Genomic DNA, 17088 nt, shown 5'->3' with positions numbered 1-17088 from the left:
GTCAAGGGATGGGGAGCGCGCGAACATATGCGGGTGCCACGGTACGAATGGTGTTTTCCGGGACCGACCCGATCAGCGCCTCGATGGCGAGCCTGACTCCGGCGGTGTCCGCGCCGCCGAACTGTTCGCGCAAATAGACAAGGCCTGTGGCGGTCACATCGCCCACTCGGGAGTCCGCGAGAAGTGTTTGGAAAGTGTCGCCGACATCCCTGGCGCGGGTGCCCATCATGAGCCGGTAGACGTCGCCGGCATCCTTGTTGGTCAATCGGTCCGGGCGGGCGGCACTATCGTTCAACCGGTCGCGGATCTTGTGTGTTTTCGCGACCAGGAGTGCTGCGGCTCCCGCGACGTGTACTCGGATCCGGCGATCGTCGCCGGACTCCAGTGCGGTGATGATCATGGGCACGCGGTCGACCACGGCAGGCTCCAGGCCGGGCACACGCCGCGCGGCCATTCTGTCGTGGGGCTGGATCTTGACACTCCTGCTGCCACCATCGGCAAGGGTTTGGCCGATGAGTAAATCCAACTCGACCTTCGTGGTGGTGCCGCCCACGCTCTCAGTGCGGCCCCAGAGTCCTGGTTGGTGCTGCTGAAGTCGCTCAAAGCCGGCGTTCTGCAGCGCCTGTTCCAGCAAGGGCTCGTCGGCAAGCTGTTCGGGGTCGACGCCGAGGTCGCCGTCGGATGTGTAGGTAGCGGCGGCTAGTGGTACGTCCGCAGTTTGAAGATAGACCGCCTGAGCTCCGACGACGGTCAGCGCGTTGAGGTGCGGCTTGAGCGCGGTCAGTCCATCGAGGAGAACTTTCCGCGCGACGATGGTCAGTTCCTGAACGTCGACCCCGTCGGGGACCTTGGCCACAGTTGGATTCATCTTCCTGATGAGAACGAGATTGGCGGAACAGCTCAGCGGCGAGGTGTCGAGTTGACTGGCGCGAGCCAGGAGTGCCGCCAGGTTTTTTCGGTGCCTCGCATGCTGTCGAGCACTGCCTCGGCTTCGGCCGGCATCCGCCCAGGGCCGGAGAGACTGTCGATCACCAGCTGGCTCAGTGCCACGTGTGGGATGCCGTCGACCTTGCGACGACGTTGGAAGATCACCGCATCACGTGCACGCAAAAGCAGGACTTCGGCACCGTGGTCGACAGGCAGAAGACCAAGGTGGTCGGCCAAGGAATCGACAGAGTCGGGGGAGTTGTCGACGTAGAGCATCAATTGGCCGCCGGTGGCGACCGGGGCGACCGCGCGGGCGGCGTAGGGGCCGGTCACGATCGCCTGTGGCGGCCCCAAGGGCGAGTTTGGAAGGGCGGCCAGCTTATTTAGCACTGACTGGATCCCGGCAGGCGCGATCATGCCGAGATAGTTGTTGCCGGTAAGCAGCTTGGTCGTCATCGCCCGAGCGTGGAGAAGGTTGGCCCAGTCGACGTCGGTGATCGTACGATTCGCGCGCTCGATCAGGCGCTGGTCGTCGAGCGCGCCCAGCAGGCGCGAGACCCAGCCCAAGTCGACTTGGGTCGCGTTCGCGATGTCCGTGGCTATGTACGGTGGCGTGAAGTCCGCGAGGAAACGGACGATCCTGCCTGCTTTCTCTCCTGCCAGGGTGACCCGCTTGGCGCCGGTGGCTGTTCCGAGATTCATGCGGGGAGAGCGGGATGCGCCTTGAAGGCGAAGGTGAATCGCAGGGTTTGTGACCGATAGGAAGACGTTGCCGGTCAGGTCGAGATAGCCGATTCGGCGGTCGCGTAGCTCCTGTTGGGTGCGTGCGCTGATCCATGGCGAAACCACCAGCATGGTCGGCGAGGCGTGGGTGTGCGCCAGAATGTTTCGGATGGCCCCGAGTTGTGTCTCGACCTCGCGAGGCGTGACTGATTGTCGCGCCGTGATCAGCAGTTCAGTGTAAGGACCGTTGTCCGGCGGGGCGATCCTCACGCTGGCGTCGAAAGCGCTGTCGTCCTCGTGTTCTTTGTCTGGTGCGGGCGTCAACTGGGTCACCGACCAGCTATCGCCCAAGAGTGCCCGCAGGGTGTGAACGGCCTGCTCAACGAGGTCGATCGGCATGCTCTTGGCGTTGGACACGAAACGATCGTGTCACATTTGCCTACGGAGAGTCAACGAAACTTGCCCGATAGTGTTAGTTGTCCCGGCGGGGCAAGTTAGCTTCGTGGACAAGTCTGTCGACAAGCGGAGATTGTCTTCCGCGCGCAAGTAACTACCGGGACCCCTCTCGCGTTTCGTCCTCTAGTTGCGGTAGTTGGCAACGCGAACTACCGCGACTAGAGGACGAAACGCGGGGGTCAGGAGAAGGTGACGCGGTGGTCGGGGAACTCCCGGGCGGAGGCGACGCGGGCGGCCTCCGCCTCGGCCGCCTTCCGTACGGCCGGGCGGACGGCGTCGAACGGGGTGACGGTGAAGTCGAGCCGCTTCTTCCCGCTCGCCTTGGCCCGCCAGACCCCGGCGATCTCGCCGTCGGCCAGCAGGACGCCGGGGTTGCCGAGGATCTTCCAGACCTCCTTCTGCCTGGCCTTGTCCGGCACCAGCACAGCCCGGTCCCGCGCCTGGACGAACGGGTCCAGCGGAGGCAGCAGGCGGACCACGTCCGGCTCCGGCGGGTTCTCCAGCAGCGGTACCCGGTCTTCCGGCAGGAAGGCCTTCTTGCCGTCGACCCGGACCTCGACCAGACCGTCCGGCCACATCGCGTCGACGCCGGTGCGGGTCGTGCCGACGTAGACGGCGGCGTCACCGGGGGCGGCCGGACCGTTGATCCGCAGGTAGCCCTCGACGACGCGCGTGGCCGCTTCGACGTCCGGCGCGGTTTTGAGTCTGCCCCGCTCTTCCAGTGGTGCCAACGTGGCCGGGGTCGCGCCCGGTTCGAGCCGGACGCCGGCGTGGATCGACGCGACCCGCATCAACTGCTCGTAGATGTGGACGACACCGCAGCCCCGGCAGGCGTACGAGAGCCCTTCGGGGATCAGTTTCGTGACGGCGCCGCTCACCGTTCCCTTGGTCTGCACACCGGTGACGACCCGGCGGATCGCCTTCGCCGCGGTGAACAGCGCGTCCGTCGCGGACATCCCCGCGTCCTCGACCTGCTTGCGCTGCCAGAGGATCCGGGCCATCGCGTCCTTCTCGTCGAGCGGGACGAGCGCCGCCCTGATCGTGTCCAGTTCCGCGCGGCGGTGAAAATGCGGGGCGCCACGATGCGTCCAGGCGAGTACGAACCGATCGTCGTCCCAGACCGCGGGCGTCACGTCGCCGTCGAGACGGGCGGCGAGGCCCAGCAGCGCGGTGTCGCGCACGGAATCCTGCAGGCCGAGGTCGAACACGGCCGCCGCGGCCGGATCCGTCTCCTCGCGGTGCAGCCCGTGCGCCGCGATCCGGTACGCCAGCACCTGCTCGCGATCGACGTCGAGCACTTGTCCTCCTACAGCGAGTATTCGAGCGTGTACGACATCGTCGGCTCACCGAGGACGCCCGTGGTGGTGCCGGATCCGGTGATCCCGGCGAGTTCACCCGTTCCGGAGCCTTCGACCACCGTGAACGTCGACGAGATGCCCTGTGCGTCGAATCCGGTGTCGTGCTTGATCACGAAGCTACCCTTGCGCCCGTCCACAGTGCCCTCGACGCGTTCGAATCCCGGCGCGGTCGTGCCGCCGCCGTCGTAGCCCTCACTCGCGTAGTACAGCAGGTAGTCCACGATCGACTCGCCGTCGATCAGCCCGCTGTAGGCGAGCGTGGCGTGGGCGTAGGCGACGCGCGGGCCGCCCTCGGTGCCGCTGACGACGTTTTCTTCCCAGTTCTTCATGGCGAAGGTGTTCATGGGTTCACCCTGTCAGCCATACCTGTCAGGATGTGTCAGGTTTTAGGGGATACTGGATTCATGCGCGCGAGCAGACTCCTGTCGGTCCTCCTCCTGCTGCAGAACCGCGGCCGGATGACGGCCGAGGAGCTGGCGGCCGAGCTGGAGGTTTCGGTCCGGACGGTCTACCGCGACGTCGAGGCGCTGTCCGCGGCCGGCGTGCCGGTGTACGCCGATCGCGGGCGCACGGGCGGATACCAGCTGGTCGACGGCTATCGCACACGGCTGACCGGGTTGACCGAGGAAGAAGCGCAATCGCTTTCGCTCGCGGGTTTGCCCGGCGCGGCCGCGGAACTCGGGCTCGGCACGGTCCTCGCCGCCGCTCAGCTCAAACTGTCCGCGGCCATGCCCGCGGAGCTGCGCGCCGGGGCGAGCAAGGTCTCCGACCGGTTCTACCTGGACGTCCCTGGCTGGCACCGCGGGATCGAGAGCCTGCCGCGACTGTCCGAACTGGCCGACGCGGTCTGGCACGCGCGGCGGATCAAGGTCCGGTACGAACGCTGGGGCCAGAAGAAGGTCGAGCGCGTCCTCGACCCGCTGGGCCTGATCCTCAAGGCGGGGAACTGGTATCTCGCGGCGCGCTGCGACGGGACCGACCGCACCTACCGGGTCTCCCGGATCGAGGAGCTCGACGATCTCGGCGAGACCTTCGAGCGGCCGTCCGACTTCGACCTCGCGCGCTACTGGCTGGAGTGGTCGGAGCAGTTCGAGAAGCGGATGTACTCGCGCGTGGCGGTGGTCCGGCTGAACGAGTTCGCCCGCATACTCCTACCGTTCTATCTGGGCGCCGTCGGCACGCGAGCGTTGCGGGAAGCCGTCGAAGGCGGCGCCGAGCCGGATGAGGACGGCTGGCTGACGATGGAACTGCCCGTCGAGCCAGGGGAGTCGGCCGTCGGTGAACTGCTGCGGTTCGGCGGGAACCTCGAAGTACTCGAACCGCCGGAGCTGCGCGAGCGGCTGGCGGAGGAGATCAGGAAGATGGGCGCGCGTTATGGCTGACCTGGACGGCATCACGATCGGGATCACCGCGGAGCGGCGGGCCGACGACTTCATCGCCGCCCTCGAACGACATGGCGCGACCGTGCTGCACGCGCCCACCATCCGCATCGTCCCGCTGCCCGACGACGCCGAACTCCGCGCGGCGACGGACGCCGTGCTGGCCGAACCGGTCGGATTCACCGCGGTCACCACCGGCGCCGGGTTCCGCGGCTGGCTTGCGGCGGCGGAAGGCTGGGGACTGCGCGAACCGCTGCTGGAACGGCTGGCGGCGTCACGGATCTTCGTGCGCGGGCCGAAAGCGGCCGGCGCCGTGCGTGGCGAGGGGCTGCGCGAGGAGTTCTCCGCGCCGGAGGAGAGCAACGCCGAACTGTTCGAGGGCTTGCGCGACGCCGGGGTTCGCGGGGCGCGGGTCGCCGTCCAGCTGCACGGCACGCTGCTGCCCGAACTCACCGGGCTGCTGCGGGATTCCGGCGCGGACGTCGTCCAGGCACAGCCGTATCGCTGGCTTTCGCCCGCGGACGTCGAACCGGTGCACGATCTCGTCGAAAGTGTGGTCGCCGGACGGGTGGCCGCGCTCGCGTTCACTTCCGCCCCCGCGGCGGCGAATCTGCTCGTGCTGGCGGGCTCGCGCCGAGAGGAACTTCTTGCCGCTCTTCGAGGTCCGGTGCTGTGCGCGTGCGTCGGACCGGTGACCGCGGCGCCGCTGGAGGCCGCCGGAATCCCGACCGTCCAGCCCGAACGGCAGCGGCTCGGCGCCTTGGTGAAACTTCTCGTCGCGGAACTGCGCATTCGGCCGTCTTGACGGGTGTGGTCCCCTTTGCCAGGCTCGACATCGAACGCACGGGAGGGCGGAGGATGTCCGAGTCGGTCACCTTCGTGCGGGCGATGTTGCGCAAGGGATCTTCGGTACTGGGCGCGAGCCCGGCCGACGAGGCACCCGATCCCGATTCCGTTCCCGACTGGCGTTATCGCGAAGACTCGGCGGACTCGCTGCTGATGCGCGCGATCCGCTACTCCGCGCTCGGCCCGATCTTCTACCGCGTGGCCGCGTTTCCCAAGGTGTACATCGGTTTCCTGGTCGCGAACGGATCGGCCGGGATCGTCCCGGTACTGAGCACGACGATCTTGGCGGTGCTGCTCAACGTCATCGCGGTCTGGTGGGTGGTGCGGGGCCGCGGGATCCGGGCGAAGACCTCCGGGCTGCTGATGTACGCGGATCTCGCGGTGGGCGTGGTGCTCACGACGATCGTGGCCCTGGCCGCGCCCACCGAGATCCAGCCGTTCGCCATCGACGTCGCGTGGACCTGGATGGTCGGGACGGTGGCGTTGTGGACGTTGTCGTTCGGACTGCCCGCCGCTTGCCTGCTGCTGATCGCGGCTTTCCCGTTCCGGGCGTTCCTGACCTGGATCGGCGGGCTCCCGATCGACCATCCGCTCGCGGTGAGCCGGTCGGTGGGCTGCATGATCGCGCTGGTCGTGGCGATGGTGACCACGGCGGGGATCCTGATCCTGCTCGGCGTCGGGACCCGGTTCGCGCTGGGGATCGGAATGCGCCGAGGGCAGCGTGCCGAACGCCTGCGGACCCAGCGGGTCATGCACGACTCCGTCCTCCAGACCTTGGAAGCGATGGGCCTGGAGGCGCCGGACGACGAAACCGCCGCTGCGGAACGGCTCGCGGAAATGCGCGCGACAGCGCGGGCACAGGCCGCCGAGCTGCGGCGCGAACTGGTCGGCCCGGACGCGCCGTCGGCCCGTGGCCTCGCGGCGGACCTCGCCGAGGTCGCCACCGAAATGGCGCGCGACGGCCTCCGCACCCAGCTCGTCGCGGCAGAGAACGAAGAGGACTACCGCCTCTCGCACGCACGCCGGACCGCGATCCGCGACGCCGTCCGCGAAGCGCTCCGAAACACCGTGAAGCACGCCGGGACGAAACAGGTCGTGCTTCGCGTCGAAGAGCGCGAAGGCGGCATCGCGGTCATCGCGCGGGATCAGGGAACCGGCTTCAGCATGCTGGACCGGCCGCCGGGCTTCGGGATCAGCCAGTCGATCATGGCGCGGCTGACCGAGGTCGGCGGGCGGGGGACGATCGATTCGCATCCGGGGCGGGGGACCCGGGTGACGCTGTGGGTGCCGCACTGAGTCCGTATCCGGCCTCGTGAGTGGTAAGGGCGGTTAGAACCGTCCTTACCACTCACGAGGCGACCAGAAGCGGTCAGTCCTCTTCGGCCGGAACCTCTCCGCTCTCGATCTGACGCATGGCTTCGCGCCCGGCGGCCTCTTCGCTCAATCCCTGCCGCCAGTACCCGGTGAAGCAGATCGCCCGCTTGTCGACCCCGCGCTCCCGCACGAGATGCCGCCGCACCAGCTTCACCATGTTCGCCTCGCCCGAGACCCACGCGTAAGGCGTCCCGCCCGGCAGGTCCGCCTTCCGCACGGCTTCCAGCACGGCGTCGCCGACCGGGCCGCCGGGGTCCCGCACCACCCAGTGCAGTTCCACCGTCCCCCGCGTTTCGAAGACCTGCCGGTCCTCGCGGTCGCCGATCTCGACGTAGACCAGCGCCCGCGTCCCGGCGGGCAGCGCTTCGACGATCGCGCCGATCGCCGGGATCGCGGTCTCGTCGCCGATCAGCAGTTGCCAGGTCGTTCCTTCGGGCACGTCGTAGAGCCCGTGCGGACCCAGGAAGGCGACCCTGTCGCCCTCCGAAACGCGCGAAGCCCACGCGGAGGCGGGGCCTTCGTCGCCGTGCAGCACGAAGTCGATGTCGATTTCTTGCACGTCCGGCCGCAGTGCGCGCACGGTGTAGGTGCGCATCGCCGGCCGGACGTCGTCGGGCATCGCGAGGTAGGTCCTGTACCAGGACAGCACTTCGTCACCGTCCAGCGGCCCGGGCAGGACGGGCTCCGCCTGACCGGGCTGCGGGAAGAACACCTTCAAGTACTGGTCGGGCGCCTGATCCACCATCGGCGCCCCCGAGAAGGTCACCCTGCTCATATGCGGGGTCAGCCGCCGGACACAGGTCACCTTCGCCTCGATGAAACTCATTAGGCGAGGCTAACCTAAAATAGTCCGCCCAAGCCGGCGTCGTCATCGGGATCACGCTGCCACCGGTATTTTCGCAGGTCGACGCGCTGGCCGTCGGCCATGACGCCCTCCGCGCGCAGCCGTTGCAGCTGTTCGTCGACCAGATGCGGAGCCGGTGTCCCGTCGGCGCGCAGAATGCGGTGCCAAGGCAGGTCGTGGCCGTCCTCGCCGAGGATCCGCCCGATCAACCGCGGTGACGGGGCTCCCGAAACCGACGCTATATCCCCATAAGTCGCGACTGAGCCGGCGGGCACGCTCGCGATGACCTCGCGCACCCGCTCGTGCAGTTCGTCATCCATGGGACCACTTTGCCGTGCCGCTGCGAGGTTGTGTCGGCGGGGCGTGGTTCCATCGTGGGCGTGAACGGGCGGCGAACAGCGGCAGGAACCGACGCGCGGCTGGTCCGCACGCCGGTCACCGGCACGCCGTCCTTCCAGTGGGACTCCGGCGCCCGCCGCCTGCTGGCCGCTCCCGACGGCTTCCGACGGGTCCTCGGCGGCCCTGGCACGGGCAAGACGGCGTTGCTGGCGTCGGCGGCCTCGCGGCGCATCGCGGAGGGCGCGGATCCGGAGAGCGTCCTCATCCTGACCACTTCCCGCAAGGCGGCCGACGTCCTGCGCGCCGACATCACCCACCGGCTCACCACCGATCCGGAAGAGGATCCGCTGCCGCGCACGATCCGCGAGCCGCTCGTGCGCACGGTGCATTCGTACGCGTACGCACTGTTGCGGATGGAAGCGCAGGCCGACGACCTCCCGCCGCCCCGGCTGCTGGCCGGGGCGGAACAGGACGTCGTCGTCCGGGACCTGCTCGCGGGCGACCTCGAAGCGGGCGCGCTCGACTGGCCGGAGCAGCTGCGGCCCGCGCTGAACGTCCCCGGTTTCGCCGAAGAACTGCGAGACCTCCTGCTCCGCGCCGCCGAACGCGGGCTCGGCCCGGAGGACCTGGTCGAACTCGGCAGGCGCCGCGGTCGCGAAGAGTGGATCGCGGCGGGGCACTTCTGGAGCCAGTACGAAGAGGTCACGCTGCTGCAGGGCGCGGGCGGCAACGCGCTGGGCGTGGCGAGCGCGCCCGCGCTGGACGCGGCGGAGCTGGTCACTTCCGCGCTGCTGGCGCTCGAGGACGACCCCGAACTGCGCGAACGCGAGCAGCGCCGGATCCGGCACCTGTTCGTCGACGACGCCCAGCACCTCGACCCGCTGCAGACGCAGCTCATCCGGCTCATCGGGCACGCGGCGGACGAGTTCGTCGTCGCGGGCGACCCAGATCAGTCCGTGTTCTCCTTCCGCGGCGCGGATCCCCGTCTGTTCGCCGACGCGGACGACGACGGTGAGCGCACCGTCCTGCTGACCACCGCGCATCGGCTCGCCCCGGTGATCCGCACGGCCGTCACGAAGCTCGGCGCCGTGCTGCCCGGGTCGTCGCCGCAGCGCAAACTCGTCGACGCGCCGGACGCAGAGGGCGGCGCCGTCCGCGTTCGCCTGATGCCAACACCGGCCGCCGAGGCGAGCTGGATCGCCGATCAGCTCCGCCGCGCGCATCTCGTCGACGGGGTGCCGTGGCCGGAGATGGCGGTGCTCGTCCGGTCGCCCGCCCGTACTTTCCTTGTCCTGCAACGCGCTCTGCGAGCCGCCGGGGTCCCGATCGGTTCGGCCACCGAGGAACTGCCGCTCGCGAAACAACCCGCCGTCCGGCCGTTGCTGGCGATGCTGCGGCTCGCCGCGGAGCCGGACCTGCTCGACGTCGACCTCGCCGAGATGCTGTTGTCCTCGCCGCTGGGTGGCGCGGATCCACTCGCCCTGCGGCGGCTGCGCCGTGGCCTGCGCAGGCTCGAACTCGCGGGCGGCGGACAGCGATCCAGCGACGAGCTGCTGGTGGAAGCGTTGCGCACCAACGACGTTCTCACCGGGCTGGCGGAGGCCGAGTCGCTGCCGATGCGCCGGATCGGCGGGCTGCTGCACGCGGCGCACCAAGCAGTGGTGCGCGGTGACGGCGTCGAGCAGGTGTTGTGGGAGCTGTGGCAGAACAGCGCGCTGGAGCAGCGCTTCCTGCGGTTGGTCGATCGTGGCGGTTCTCTGGGCTCCCAGGCGGATCGCGATCTCGACGCGATCGTCGCGCTCTTCGACGCGGCCGGTCGTTATGTCGACAGGTTGCCGAGGGCGAGCGTCGCCTCGTTCGCGGATTACCTGTCCTCTCAGAACATCGCCGGTGGCACGCTGGCGCCCGCGGCCATCAAGAGCGACGGTGTCTCGCTGCTCACCGCGCACGCGTCCGCCGGCCGTGAGTGGACGGTCGTGGCGATCGCCGGTGTCCAGGAAGGCAGCTGGCCGGATCTGCGGCTGCGCGGCTCCGTGCTCGGTGTCGAGCGGCTGGTCGACCTGATGTCCGGCGTCGACAGCGAAAAGGTGTCCGCCACCGCCCCGATCCTCGCCGAAGAGCGGCGGCTGTTCTACCTCGCCGCGAGCCGCGCGCGCAAGACGTTGCTGGTCAGCGCGGTCGCGGGGGAGGACGAGCAACCCTCGCGGTTCATCGACGACTTGGAGGAGAACGGCGCGGACGACGGCGGCCTCGACTCGCGGATGAAACCGGCGGGACGTTCGCTGGTGCTCGCCGAACTCGTCGGGGAACTGCGTGAGGTGGTTTGCGACGAGACGAGCGAGCCCGAAAGGCGGCAGCGGGCGGCGCGTCAGCTCGCCAAACTGGCCGCCGCCGGGGTGCCGGGCGCGCATCCGGGCACCTGGTACGGCCTGCTGGAACCCTCCACCGGCGAACCGGTGCACGGGCCCGGCGATCTGATCCGCATCTCTCCGTCCACCGTGGAGGTTCTGGTCAAATGCCCACTGCGGTGGCTGATCGAACGCCACGGCGGCAGTGACCCGGCACAGCTCGCGGCCGTCACCGGAACCCTGGTGCACGGGCTCGCGCAGGCGGTCGCGGGCGGCAGCAGCGACGAGCAGATCCGCGCGGCCCTCGACGAGGCCTGGGTGCGGGTCGACGCGGGGGCGCCGTGGTTCTCGCGCCGCGAGCGGTCGCGGGTCGAGAAGATGCTGCGGAACTTCATCACCTGGCTGGAGTCCAGCCGCAAGGAACTGATCGAAGCCGGGGTCGAGCAGGACATCGAGGTCGAGCTGCCGGTCGGTGAAGACGACGTCCGCGTGCTCCTGCGCGGCCGTGTCGACCGCGTGGAGATGGACAAGGACGGCCGCCCGGTCGTCATCGACATCAAGACCGGCAAGGTCCCGATCTCCGCTTCCGACGCCGAGCAGCATCCGCAGCTGGCCGCGTACCAGCTCGCCGTGCTGCTCGGCGCGGTCGAGGGCGGTTCGAAACCCGGTGGCGCGCGGCTGGTCTACGTCGCGAAGTCCAACAACAAGACCGGATCCACCCAGCGCGAGCAGGCGCCGCTCGACGAAGACGGCGGCAAGCAGTGGCTCGAACTGGTGCGCTCGGCGGCCGGTTCCGCCGCGGGGCCCGAGTACGGCGTCACCGAGAACCCGGACTGTGATCGTTGCCCGGCAAGGGGTTGCTGTCCGCTGCGGCCCGAGGGCAGGCAGGTGACCGGCCCTTGATCTCCGAACTCCAGCGCCGTCAGGTCGAACCGGCCGAGATCGCCCGCGCGCTCGGCCTGCACAGCCCGACCGACGAGCAGGCCGAGGTCATCGCCGCGCCCATCGAGCCGTCGCTGGTGGTCGCGGGGGCCGGCGCGGGCAAGACCGAGACGATGGCCGCGCGCGTGGTGTGGCTGGTGGCCAACAGCATCGTGCCGCCGGAACGCGTCCTCGGCCTGACCTTCACCCGCAAGGCCGCCCGTCAGCTCGGCGAACGCGTCCGCACCCGGCTCCGGCGGCTGGTCGGCTCGGGCCTGCTCGACAAGATCGACCCGACCGGCGACCTGCGCACGACGGTGACCGCCGGGGAACCGACGGTGCTCACCTATCACGCGTACGCCGGGCGCCTGCTGTCCGAACACGGCCTGCGGCTGCCGGTCCAGCCCGGGGTACGGCTCCTTTCGGAGACGTCCTCGTGGCAGTTCTCGCATCGCGTGGTGTCCACTTGGGACAACGATCTCGACACCGATCGCGTGCCCTCCACGGTGACGGCGCAGCTGCTGGCGCTGGCCGGGGAACTCGGCGAGCACCTGGTCGAAACCGAACGGCTGGCGCAGTACACGTCCTGGCTGTGCGAGGTCATCGAGAAAGCGCCACGGGCCAAGGGGCAGCGTGCGGCGCTGCCCCAAAAACTGGCCGAAGTCATGACGGCTCAACGGTTCCGGCTCGCGCTCCTTCCGCTGGTCGAGGCGTACCACACGCGGAAGCGAGCGGAAGGCGCGCTCGACTTCGCCGATCAGATGTCGCTGGCCGCGCAGCTCGCCGACAGTTATCCGGCGGTGGTCGCGGGGGAACGTGAGCGGTACGGCGCGGTCCTGCTCGACGAGTACCAGGACACCGGGCACGCCCAGCGGATCCTGCTGAGGTCGCTGTTCGGCGGCGTCGAACATCCGCCGATGCCGGTGACGGCGGTGGGTGACCCGGCGCAGGCCATCTACGGCTGGCGTGGGGCGAGCGCGGCGAACCTGCCGCGGTTCACCACGGACTTCCCCCGCGACAACGGCGAACGGCTCGTCCCGGCGCTGGATTTCGGGCTGCTGACCAGTTTCCGCAATCCGCCCGAGGTGCTGGAACTGGCCAACGCGATCTCGGAACCGTTGCGGGAGCGAGGCTTGGGCGTCGCGCGGCTGCGCGCGCTGGAAGGCGCCGGAACGGCCGACATCGCCTCCGCGCTGCTGCCGGACGTCCGTGCCGAACGCGAGTGGGTGGCCGACGCGGTGGCGAAACGCTGGTTCGAAACCATGGAGGAGACCGGAAAGCCGCCGACGGCCGCGGTACTGGTGCGCCGTCGCGCGGACATGGCGCCGATCGCGGCCGAGATGCGGGCTCGCGGGCTCCCGGTGGAGGTCGTCGGGCTCGGCGGCCTGCTCGACGAACCCGAGGTCGCAGACCTGGTCAGTACGTTGCGGGTGCTCGCCGATCCGCTCGCGGGCAGTGCGGCCGCGCGGTTGCTGACCGGCGCGCGCTGGCGGATCGCCGCGGCCGACCTCGCGGCGTTGTGGCGCCGTGCCGGTGAGCTTTCGTCGCCGGTGCCGCCTTCGGGAAAGTCCGATGTGGACGAACCGGTGCTGGTGACCGAACGGGTCGAACAGGCGGGACTCGCCGACGCGATCGACGATCCCGGTACCGCGGAACGCTATTCGACGGAAGGGTATCGCCGGATCCGCCGGGTGGGCGGCGAGCTTTCGGCGTTGCGCCGCCGTCTCGACCAGTCGTTGCCCGAACTGGTCGCCGACGTGGAACGCACGATGCTGCTCGACGTCGAATCCTTGGCTCGCCCCGGGCCCGCCGGACGGGCGCATCTGGACGCCTTCGCCGACGTCGTCACGGATTTCGCCGAGACCTCGCCGACGGCCACCCTTTTGTCCTTTGTGGACTACCTGAACACGGCCGCGCATGCGGAGGACGGGCTCACCCCCGGCGAGGTGGAGGTCGTCCCGGACCGGGTCCAGGTGCTGACCGTGCATTCGGCCAAGGGGCTCGAATGGCAGATCGTCGCGGTTCCGCACCTGGTCAAGGAGGTCTTCCCGGGCAGGCGGCGTTCGTCGTCCTGGCTGCGGACCTCGACCGCGCTCCCGGCCGCGCTGCGCGGGGACTCGGAGGATCTGCCGGAGCTACGGGTCGCCGAGGGGTATGACCGCAAGGAAGTCCAGGAAGCGCTGGAGCTGCACGAAGAGGGCTTCGTCGCGCGGGAGGCGGATGAGGAGCGGCGGCTCTGTTACGTCGCGCTGACCCGCTCCGAGCGCACGCTGCTGGTTTCCGGCCACTGGTGGAACGAGAGCAGCGCGCGGCCGAAGGGGCCGTCGGAGTTCCTGCTCGAAATCGGCGAGGTGATGCGGGGGAACTCGGTCGGCCGGATCGAGCACTGGGCCGACGAGCCGGAGAGCGACGGGGAGAACCCGCTGGTCGCCGATTCACGCAAGGCGCGGTGGCCGGTCGATCCGCTGTGGCCGCGGCGTGAGGGTGTCACCAACGGGGTCGACATGGTGCTCGGTGCCATGGAAGACACTGCGGGCGCGGAAGAGGGCGACTCCGAAGATGCTGCAGAAGAGGAAGATCCGGACGGCTGGATCTCCGACACCAAGGTGCTGCTGGAAGAGCGCGCGCGGGCGCAGAACCGCGTCCAGCAGGTCGTGCTGCCGCCGCATCTTTCGGTGAGTCAGCTGGTGGAGCTGTCGGCCGATCCGGCCGCGCTGGCCAAACGGTTGCGGCGGCCGCTTCCCGTGCGCCCCAACACTTACGCGCGCCGGGGGACGGCGTTCCACGGCTGGCTGGAGCAGCGGTTCGGCGGTGAACAGCTGCTGGAGATCGACGATCTGCCGGGTGCGGCGGACGTCGACGAGGCGCCCGATTCCGAGCTGGAGGCGCTGCAGACGGCGTTCGAGAAGAGCGAGTGGGCGAACCGGGTGCCGCACGCCGTCGAGGTCCCGTTCTCGGCCGACGTCGTCGGCGTGACGGTGCGCGGGCGGATGGACGCCGTGTTCGCCGACCCCGACGGCGGCTGGACCGTCGTCGACTGGAAGACCGGCGCCGTCCCGGAGAAGGACCGGCTCGCGCCGCTGGCGGTGCAGTTGGCGGCGTACCGGCTGGCGTGGGCCGCGCTGAAGAAGATCCCCGTGGAGAAGGTGCGGGCGGCGTTCCACTACGTGAAACACGACAAGACCGTCAGCCCGGCGGATCTGCTGGACGCCGAAGGCCTGCGAAACCTGCTGCGAAGCGTCCCGACGCTCTAGCGTTTCAGGCGCGGTCGCGCACCTTCAGGGCCCAGGTCACGAGCGGGATCTGAAGCGGGACGCGGGCCCAGAAAGCCGCGCGCAAGGCCTTCGGGGCCTTCCGGCGGTCGGCGTCGGCGGCCATCTTCACGTTCCCCGGCAGGACCACCACGAACAGCAGTGCGGCCGCGAGCCCGCCGAGACGGCGCGTCTTGGGGGCGGCGACCGCGGCGGCGACGCCCAGCTCGGCCACTCCGGAGCCGTAGGTCCACGCGCGAGGCGAGCCCGGAAGCTGCTTCGGGATGATCGCGTCGAAGGGTTTGGGCTGGACGAAGTGCAGGACCCCGGCCGCGCCGAGCAGGCCGGCGAGGAAGTATGCGGGCCGCTGAGACGGCTTGAAATCCGAAGACATGCCCTGAGCTTCGCATACCGAGCTGAACGCAAGGTTCGTCGGCTATCCTCCCGACCGTGAGTTACGCGGACCAGGCCGGAGCCTGTGCATGAGGGTTCTCAAGCGTTTCCCGGTCAGGCTGAGCGATCGCCCGGACCACGAGCTCGTCGGCGTCATCCGGATGCCGGAACTGACGGTCAGCCCGCTGCGGTCGATCCTCAAACGGATCATCGGCGCGATGCTCGCCCTGCTCGCGACCGTCCTGATCGTCTACCTCGACAGGGACGGCTACCGCGACGCCAACGGCGACGGCCTCAGCTTCCTCGACAGCCTCTATTACGCGACCGTGTCGCTGTCGACCACCGGTTACGGCGACATCGCCCCGGCGACGTCGTCCGCGCGGCTGGTGAACGTCCTGGTGATCACCCCGCTGCGGGTGCTGTTCCTCATCGTCCTGGTCGGTACCACACTCGAAGTGCTCACCGAGCGCTCTCGCCAGGCTTTCAAGATCCAAAAGTGGAGGACCAAGGTGCGTGACCACACGGTCGTCGTGGGATTCGGCACGAAGGGCCGGTCTGCGGTCAACGCCCTGCTCGGGGACGAGAGCGTCGAACCCGACCACATCGTCGTCGTCGACACCGACCAGCAGGCGCTGGAGGCGGCGACCTCGCTCGGCCTGGTGACCGTGCACGGTTCCGCCACCCGCGCCGACGTCCTGCGGGTCGCCGGCGTGCAGCGGGCCAAGGCCGTCGTCGTCGCCCCGAACCGGGACGACACCGCGGTGCTGGTCACGCTGACCGCGCGCGAGCTGGCGCCGAAGTCGCACATCGTGGCGTCGGTGCGGGAGGCGGAGAACGTCCACCTGCTCAAGCAGTCGGGCGCGAACCAGGTCGTGGTGTCGAGCGAGACCGCCGGACGCCTGCTCGGCATGGCGACGTCGACGCCGCTGGTGGTCGACATGGTCGAGGACCTGCTCACCCCCGAGTCCGGTCTCGCGATCGCCGAACGCCCGGTGGAACCGTCCGAAGAGGGCGGATCGCCGCGGCATCTGCCGGACATCGTGCTCGGTGTCGTCCGTGACGGCGTCCTGTACCGCGTGGACGCGCCGCAGGCGGACGCGATCGAGCCGGGCGACAAGCTGCTCTACATCCGGAAGGTGACCGCGGCGGAGACGATCGAGCGGTAGCAGGGGAGCTTTGGTGTCACCGTCCCGGACGAGCGGGCTCGCTGTGTTTTGCCACGAGGTTCTGGGAGCATGGCGAACGTGCGCAACCGATCGGACCCCGCCAGAGGGCTCACCCCGGGGTGGAACTCCCTGGCCGTGGCGGCCGGTGCCGGCCTGCTGGTGATCTTCCTGGCCTGGTTCGCCGGGCCGGGGCTGTTCGGCATCACGAGCGACGCCCAGGGCACGACCGTGCAGGCCGAGGTCGTCCAGCCCGCGCCCTGTGCGAACGGCGGCGCGACCGAGACCGTCAAGTTCGAATTCGGCGGCAAGCCGATGGAGGCTTCGCTCAACGGCTGCGGGCACGGCAAGGGGGAGCGGCTCGAGGTCGTCGTCCCCGCCGGTGCTTCGGGGGACGCGGTCTCGGTGCACGCGGCCGACGCGGCGGCGGGAGCCAGCGACGCGCGGCGGCCGCTCGGGCTGGCCTTGCTGGTGTTCAGCTGCTTCGCCGGCGGGATGTACGTCTTCCTCGTCCTGCGAGGGCCGCGTCGGCTGGCGACGGCCTGACACGAGCCTCGTGAGTGGCAAGGGCGGTTAGAGCCAAAGCGGTCTTAGGTACCTGCTGGTTGTGGCTGGAGTTGGTTGCAGGTCCGTGAAGGCCTCCTTGCCTACCCTGAAGGTAGTGAAGGACCCCTTCACCCCTTCCCGAGTACATGAAGGCCCCCTTCCTGTACCTGGGCGCAAGGAAGGGGGCCTTCATGTACTGCGGGGGCGAGCCAGGGCGGCG

General features: G+C 69.4%; 14 protein-coding genes. 7 read left to right on the top strand and 7 right to left on the bottom strand.

The window, feature by feature from the left end; translation table 11 throughout:
• Position 1: 1 nt before the first annotated feature.
• The 4 genes from ACLJPX_RS39710 to ACLJPX_RS39695 form a co-directional block, all read right to left on the bottom strand.
• Positions 2–856 carry a hypothetical protein gene (locus ACLJPX_RS39710; protein WP_410605401.1) on the bottom strand — a complete coding sequence of 285 codons (855 nt, stop codon included), beginning with the start codon at positions 854–856 and terminating at the stop codon, positions 2–4.
• Positions 857–900: 44 nt separating this feature from the next.
• Positions 901–2067 (bottom strand): hypothetical protein, encoded by a 1167-nt coding sequence (locus ACLJPX_RS39705; protein WP_410605400.1) that lies wholly within the window; start codon positions 2065–2067, stop codon positions 901–903.
• Positions 2068–2285: 218 nt separating this feature from the next.
• Positions 2286–3404: a DNA glycosylase AlkZ-like family protein gene (locus ACLJPX_RS39700; protein ID WP_410605399.1), complete on the bottom strand. Its 1119-nt coding sequence runs from the start codon at positions 3402–3404 to the stop codon at positions 2286–2288.
• Between the two features lie 8 nt (positions 3405–3412).
• Positions 3413–3808 (bottom strand): DUF3224 domain-containing protein, encoded by a 396-nt coding sequence (locus tag ACLJPX_RS39695; RefSeq protein ID WP_410605398.1) that lies wholly within the window; start codon positions 3806–3808, stop codon positions 3413–3415.
• Positions 3809–3868: 60 nt separating this feature from the next.
• Between ACLJPX_RS39695 and ACLJPX_RS39690 the strand changes: the two genes are divergently transcribed.
• Genes ACLJPX_RS39690 through ACLJPX_RS39680 form a run of 3 tightly spaced genes read left to right on the top strand, consistent with a single transcriptional unit; the run spans position 3869 to position 6985 of the window.
• Complete coding sequence (locus ACLJPX_RS39690) at positions 3869–4846, top strand: helix-turn-helix transcriptional regulator (protein WP_410605397.1); 978 nt, start codon at positions 3869–3871, stop codon at positions 4844–4846.
• The gene (locus ACLJPX_RS39685; RefSeq protein WP_410605396.1) at positions 4839–5648 is read left to right on the top strand and encodes a uroporphyrinogen-III synthase; all 810 of its coding nucleotides are present in this window, start codon (positions 4839–4841) and stop codon (positions 5646–5648) included. Before ACLJPX_RS39690 ends, ACLJPX_RS39685 begins: the two co-directional genes overlap by 8 nt.
• Positions 5649–5701: 53 nt before the next feature.
• A complete protein-coding gene (locus ACLJPX_RS39680; RefSeq protein ID WP_101612536.1) occupies positions 5702–6985 on the top strand; it encodes a sensor histidine kinase in 1284 nt (427 codons plus the stop codon).
• Between the two features lie 73 nt (positions 6986–7058).
• Here ACLJPX_RS39680 and ACLJPX_RS39675 read toward each other — a convergent pair whose 3' ends face one another.
• Both ACLJPX_RS39675 and ACLJPX_RS39670 read right to left on the bottom strand, forming a co-directional pair.
• Positions 7059–7889 (bottom strand): siderophore-interacting protein, encoded by an 831-nt coding sequence (locus tag ACLJPX_RS39675; RefSeq protein WP_410605395.1) that lies wholly within the window; start codon positions 7887–7889, stop codon positions 7059–7061.
• Positions 7890–7903: 14 nt separating this feature from the next.
• Positions 7904–8227, bottom strand: coding sequence for an MGMT family protein (locus tag ACLJPX_RS39670; RefSeq protein WP_101612538.1), 324 nt, complete (start codon positions 8225–8227; stop codon positions 7904–7906).
• Between the two features lie 54 nt (positions 8228–8281).
• Between ACLJPX_RS39670 and ACLJPX_RS39665 the strand changes: the two genes are divergently transcribed.
• On the top strand, positions 8282–11497 hold the full coding sequence (locus ACLJPX_RS39665) for an ATP-dependent helicase (RefSeq protein ID WP_410605394.1): 3216 nt from the start codon (positions 8282–8284) through the stop codon (positions 11495–11497).
• Positions 11494–14769 (top strand): ATP-dependent helicase, encoded by a 3276-nt coding sequence (locus ACLJPX_RS39660; RefSeq protein ID WP_410605393.1) that lies wholly within the window; start codon positions 11494–11496, stop codon positions 14767–14769. The genes ACLJPX_RS39665 and ACLJPX_RS39660 overlap by 4 nt, the downstream gene beginning before the upstream one ends.
• A gap of 4 nt (positions 14770–14773) precedes the next feature.
• On the opposite strand, the gene ACLJPX_RS39655 is transcribed toward ACLJPX_RS39660, so the two are convergent.
• Positions 14774–15160: a hypothetical protein gene (locus ACLJPX_RS39655; protein ID WP_410605392.1), complete on the bottom strand. Its 387-nt coding sequence runs from the start codon at positions 15158–15160 to the stop codon at positions 14774–14776.
• A gap of 88 nt (positions 15161–15248) precedes the next feature.
• Between ACLJPX_RS39655 and ACLJPX_RS39650 the strand changes: the two genes are divergently transcribed.
• Positions 15249–16325, top strand: a complete 1077-nt coding sequence (locus ACLJPX_RS39650) for a potassium channel family protein (RefSeq protein ID WP_410605391.1) — start codon at positions 15249–15251, stop codon at positions 16323–16325.
• Between the two features lie 135 nt (positions 16326–16460).
• Complete coding sequence (locus ACLJPX_RS39645) at positions 16461–16868, top strand: hypothetical protein (RefSeq protein ID WP_410605527.1); 408 nt, start codon at positions 16461–16463, stop codon at positions 16866–16868.
• Positions 16869–17088 lie beyond the last annotated feature (220 nt).

Source organism: Amycolatopsis sp. lyj-90, from assembly GCF_046549035.1.
Taxonomy (GTDB): Bacteria; Actinomycetota; Actinomycetes; order Mycobacteriales; family Pseudonocardiaceae; genus Amycolatopsis.
The sequence above is the reverse complement of the archived record's forward strand: the minus strand, read 5'-3'. Positions and strand labels throughout refer to the sequence as shown.

Bases quoted from the DNA above. Each gene is read 5' to 3' on its own strand.
- ACLJPX_RS39695 (WP_410605398.1), bottom strand. From the start codon at position 3,808: ATGAACACCTTCGCCATGAAGAACTGGGAAGAAAACGTCGTCAGCGGC.
- ACLJPX_RS39690 (WP_410605397.1), top strand. From the start codon at position 3,869: ATGCGCGCGAGCAGACTCCTGTCGGTCCTCCTCCTGCTGCAGAACCGC.
- ACLJPX_RS39685 (WP_410605396.1), top strand. From the start codon at position 4,839: ATGGCTGACCTGGACGGCATCACGATCGGGATCACCGCGGAGCGGCGG.
- ACLJPX_RS39680 (WP_101612536.1), top strand. From the start codon at position 5,702: ATGTCCGAGTCGGTCACCTTCGTGCGGGCGATGTTGCGCAAGGGATCT.
- ACLJPX_RS39675 (WP_410605395.1), bottom strand. From the start codon at position 7,889: ATGAGTTTCATCGAGGCGAAGGTGACCTGTGTCCGGCGGCTGACCCCG.
- ACLJPX_RS39670 (WP_101612538.1), bottom strand. From the start codon at position 8,227: ATGGATGACGAACTGCACGAGCGGGTGCGCGAGGTCATCGCGAGCGTG.
- ACLJPX_RS39655 (WP_410605392.1), bottom strand. From the start codon at position 15,160: ATGTCTTCGGATTTCAAGCCGTCTCAGCGGCCCGCATACTTCCTCGCC.
- ACLJPX_RS39650 (WP_410605391.1), top strand. From the start codon at position 15,249: ATGAGGGTTCTCAAGCGTTTCCCGGTCAGGCTGAGCGATCGCCCGGAC.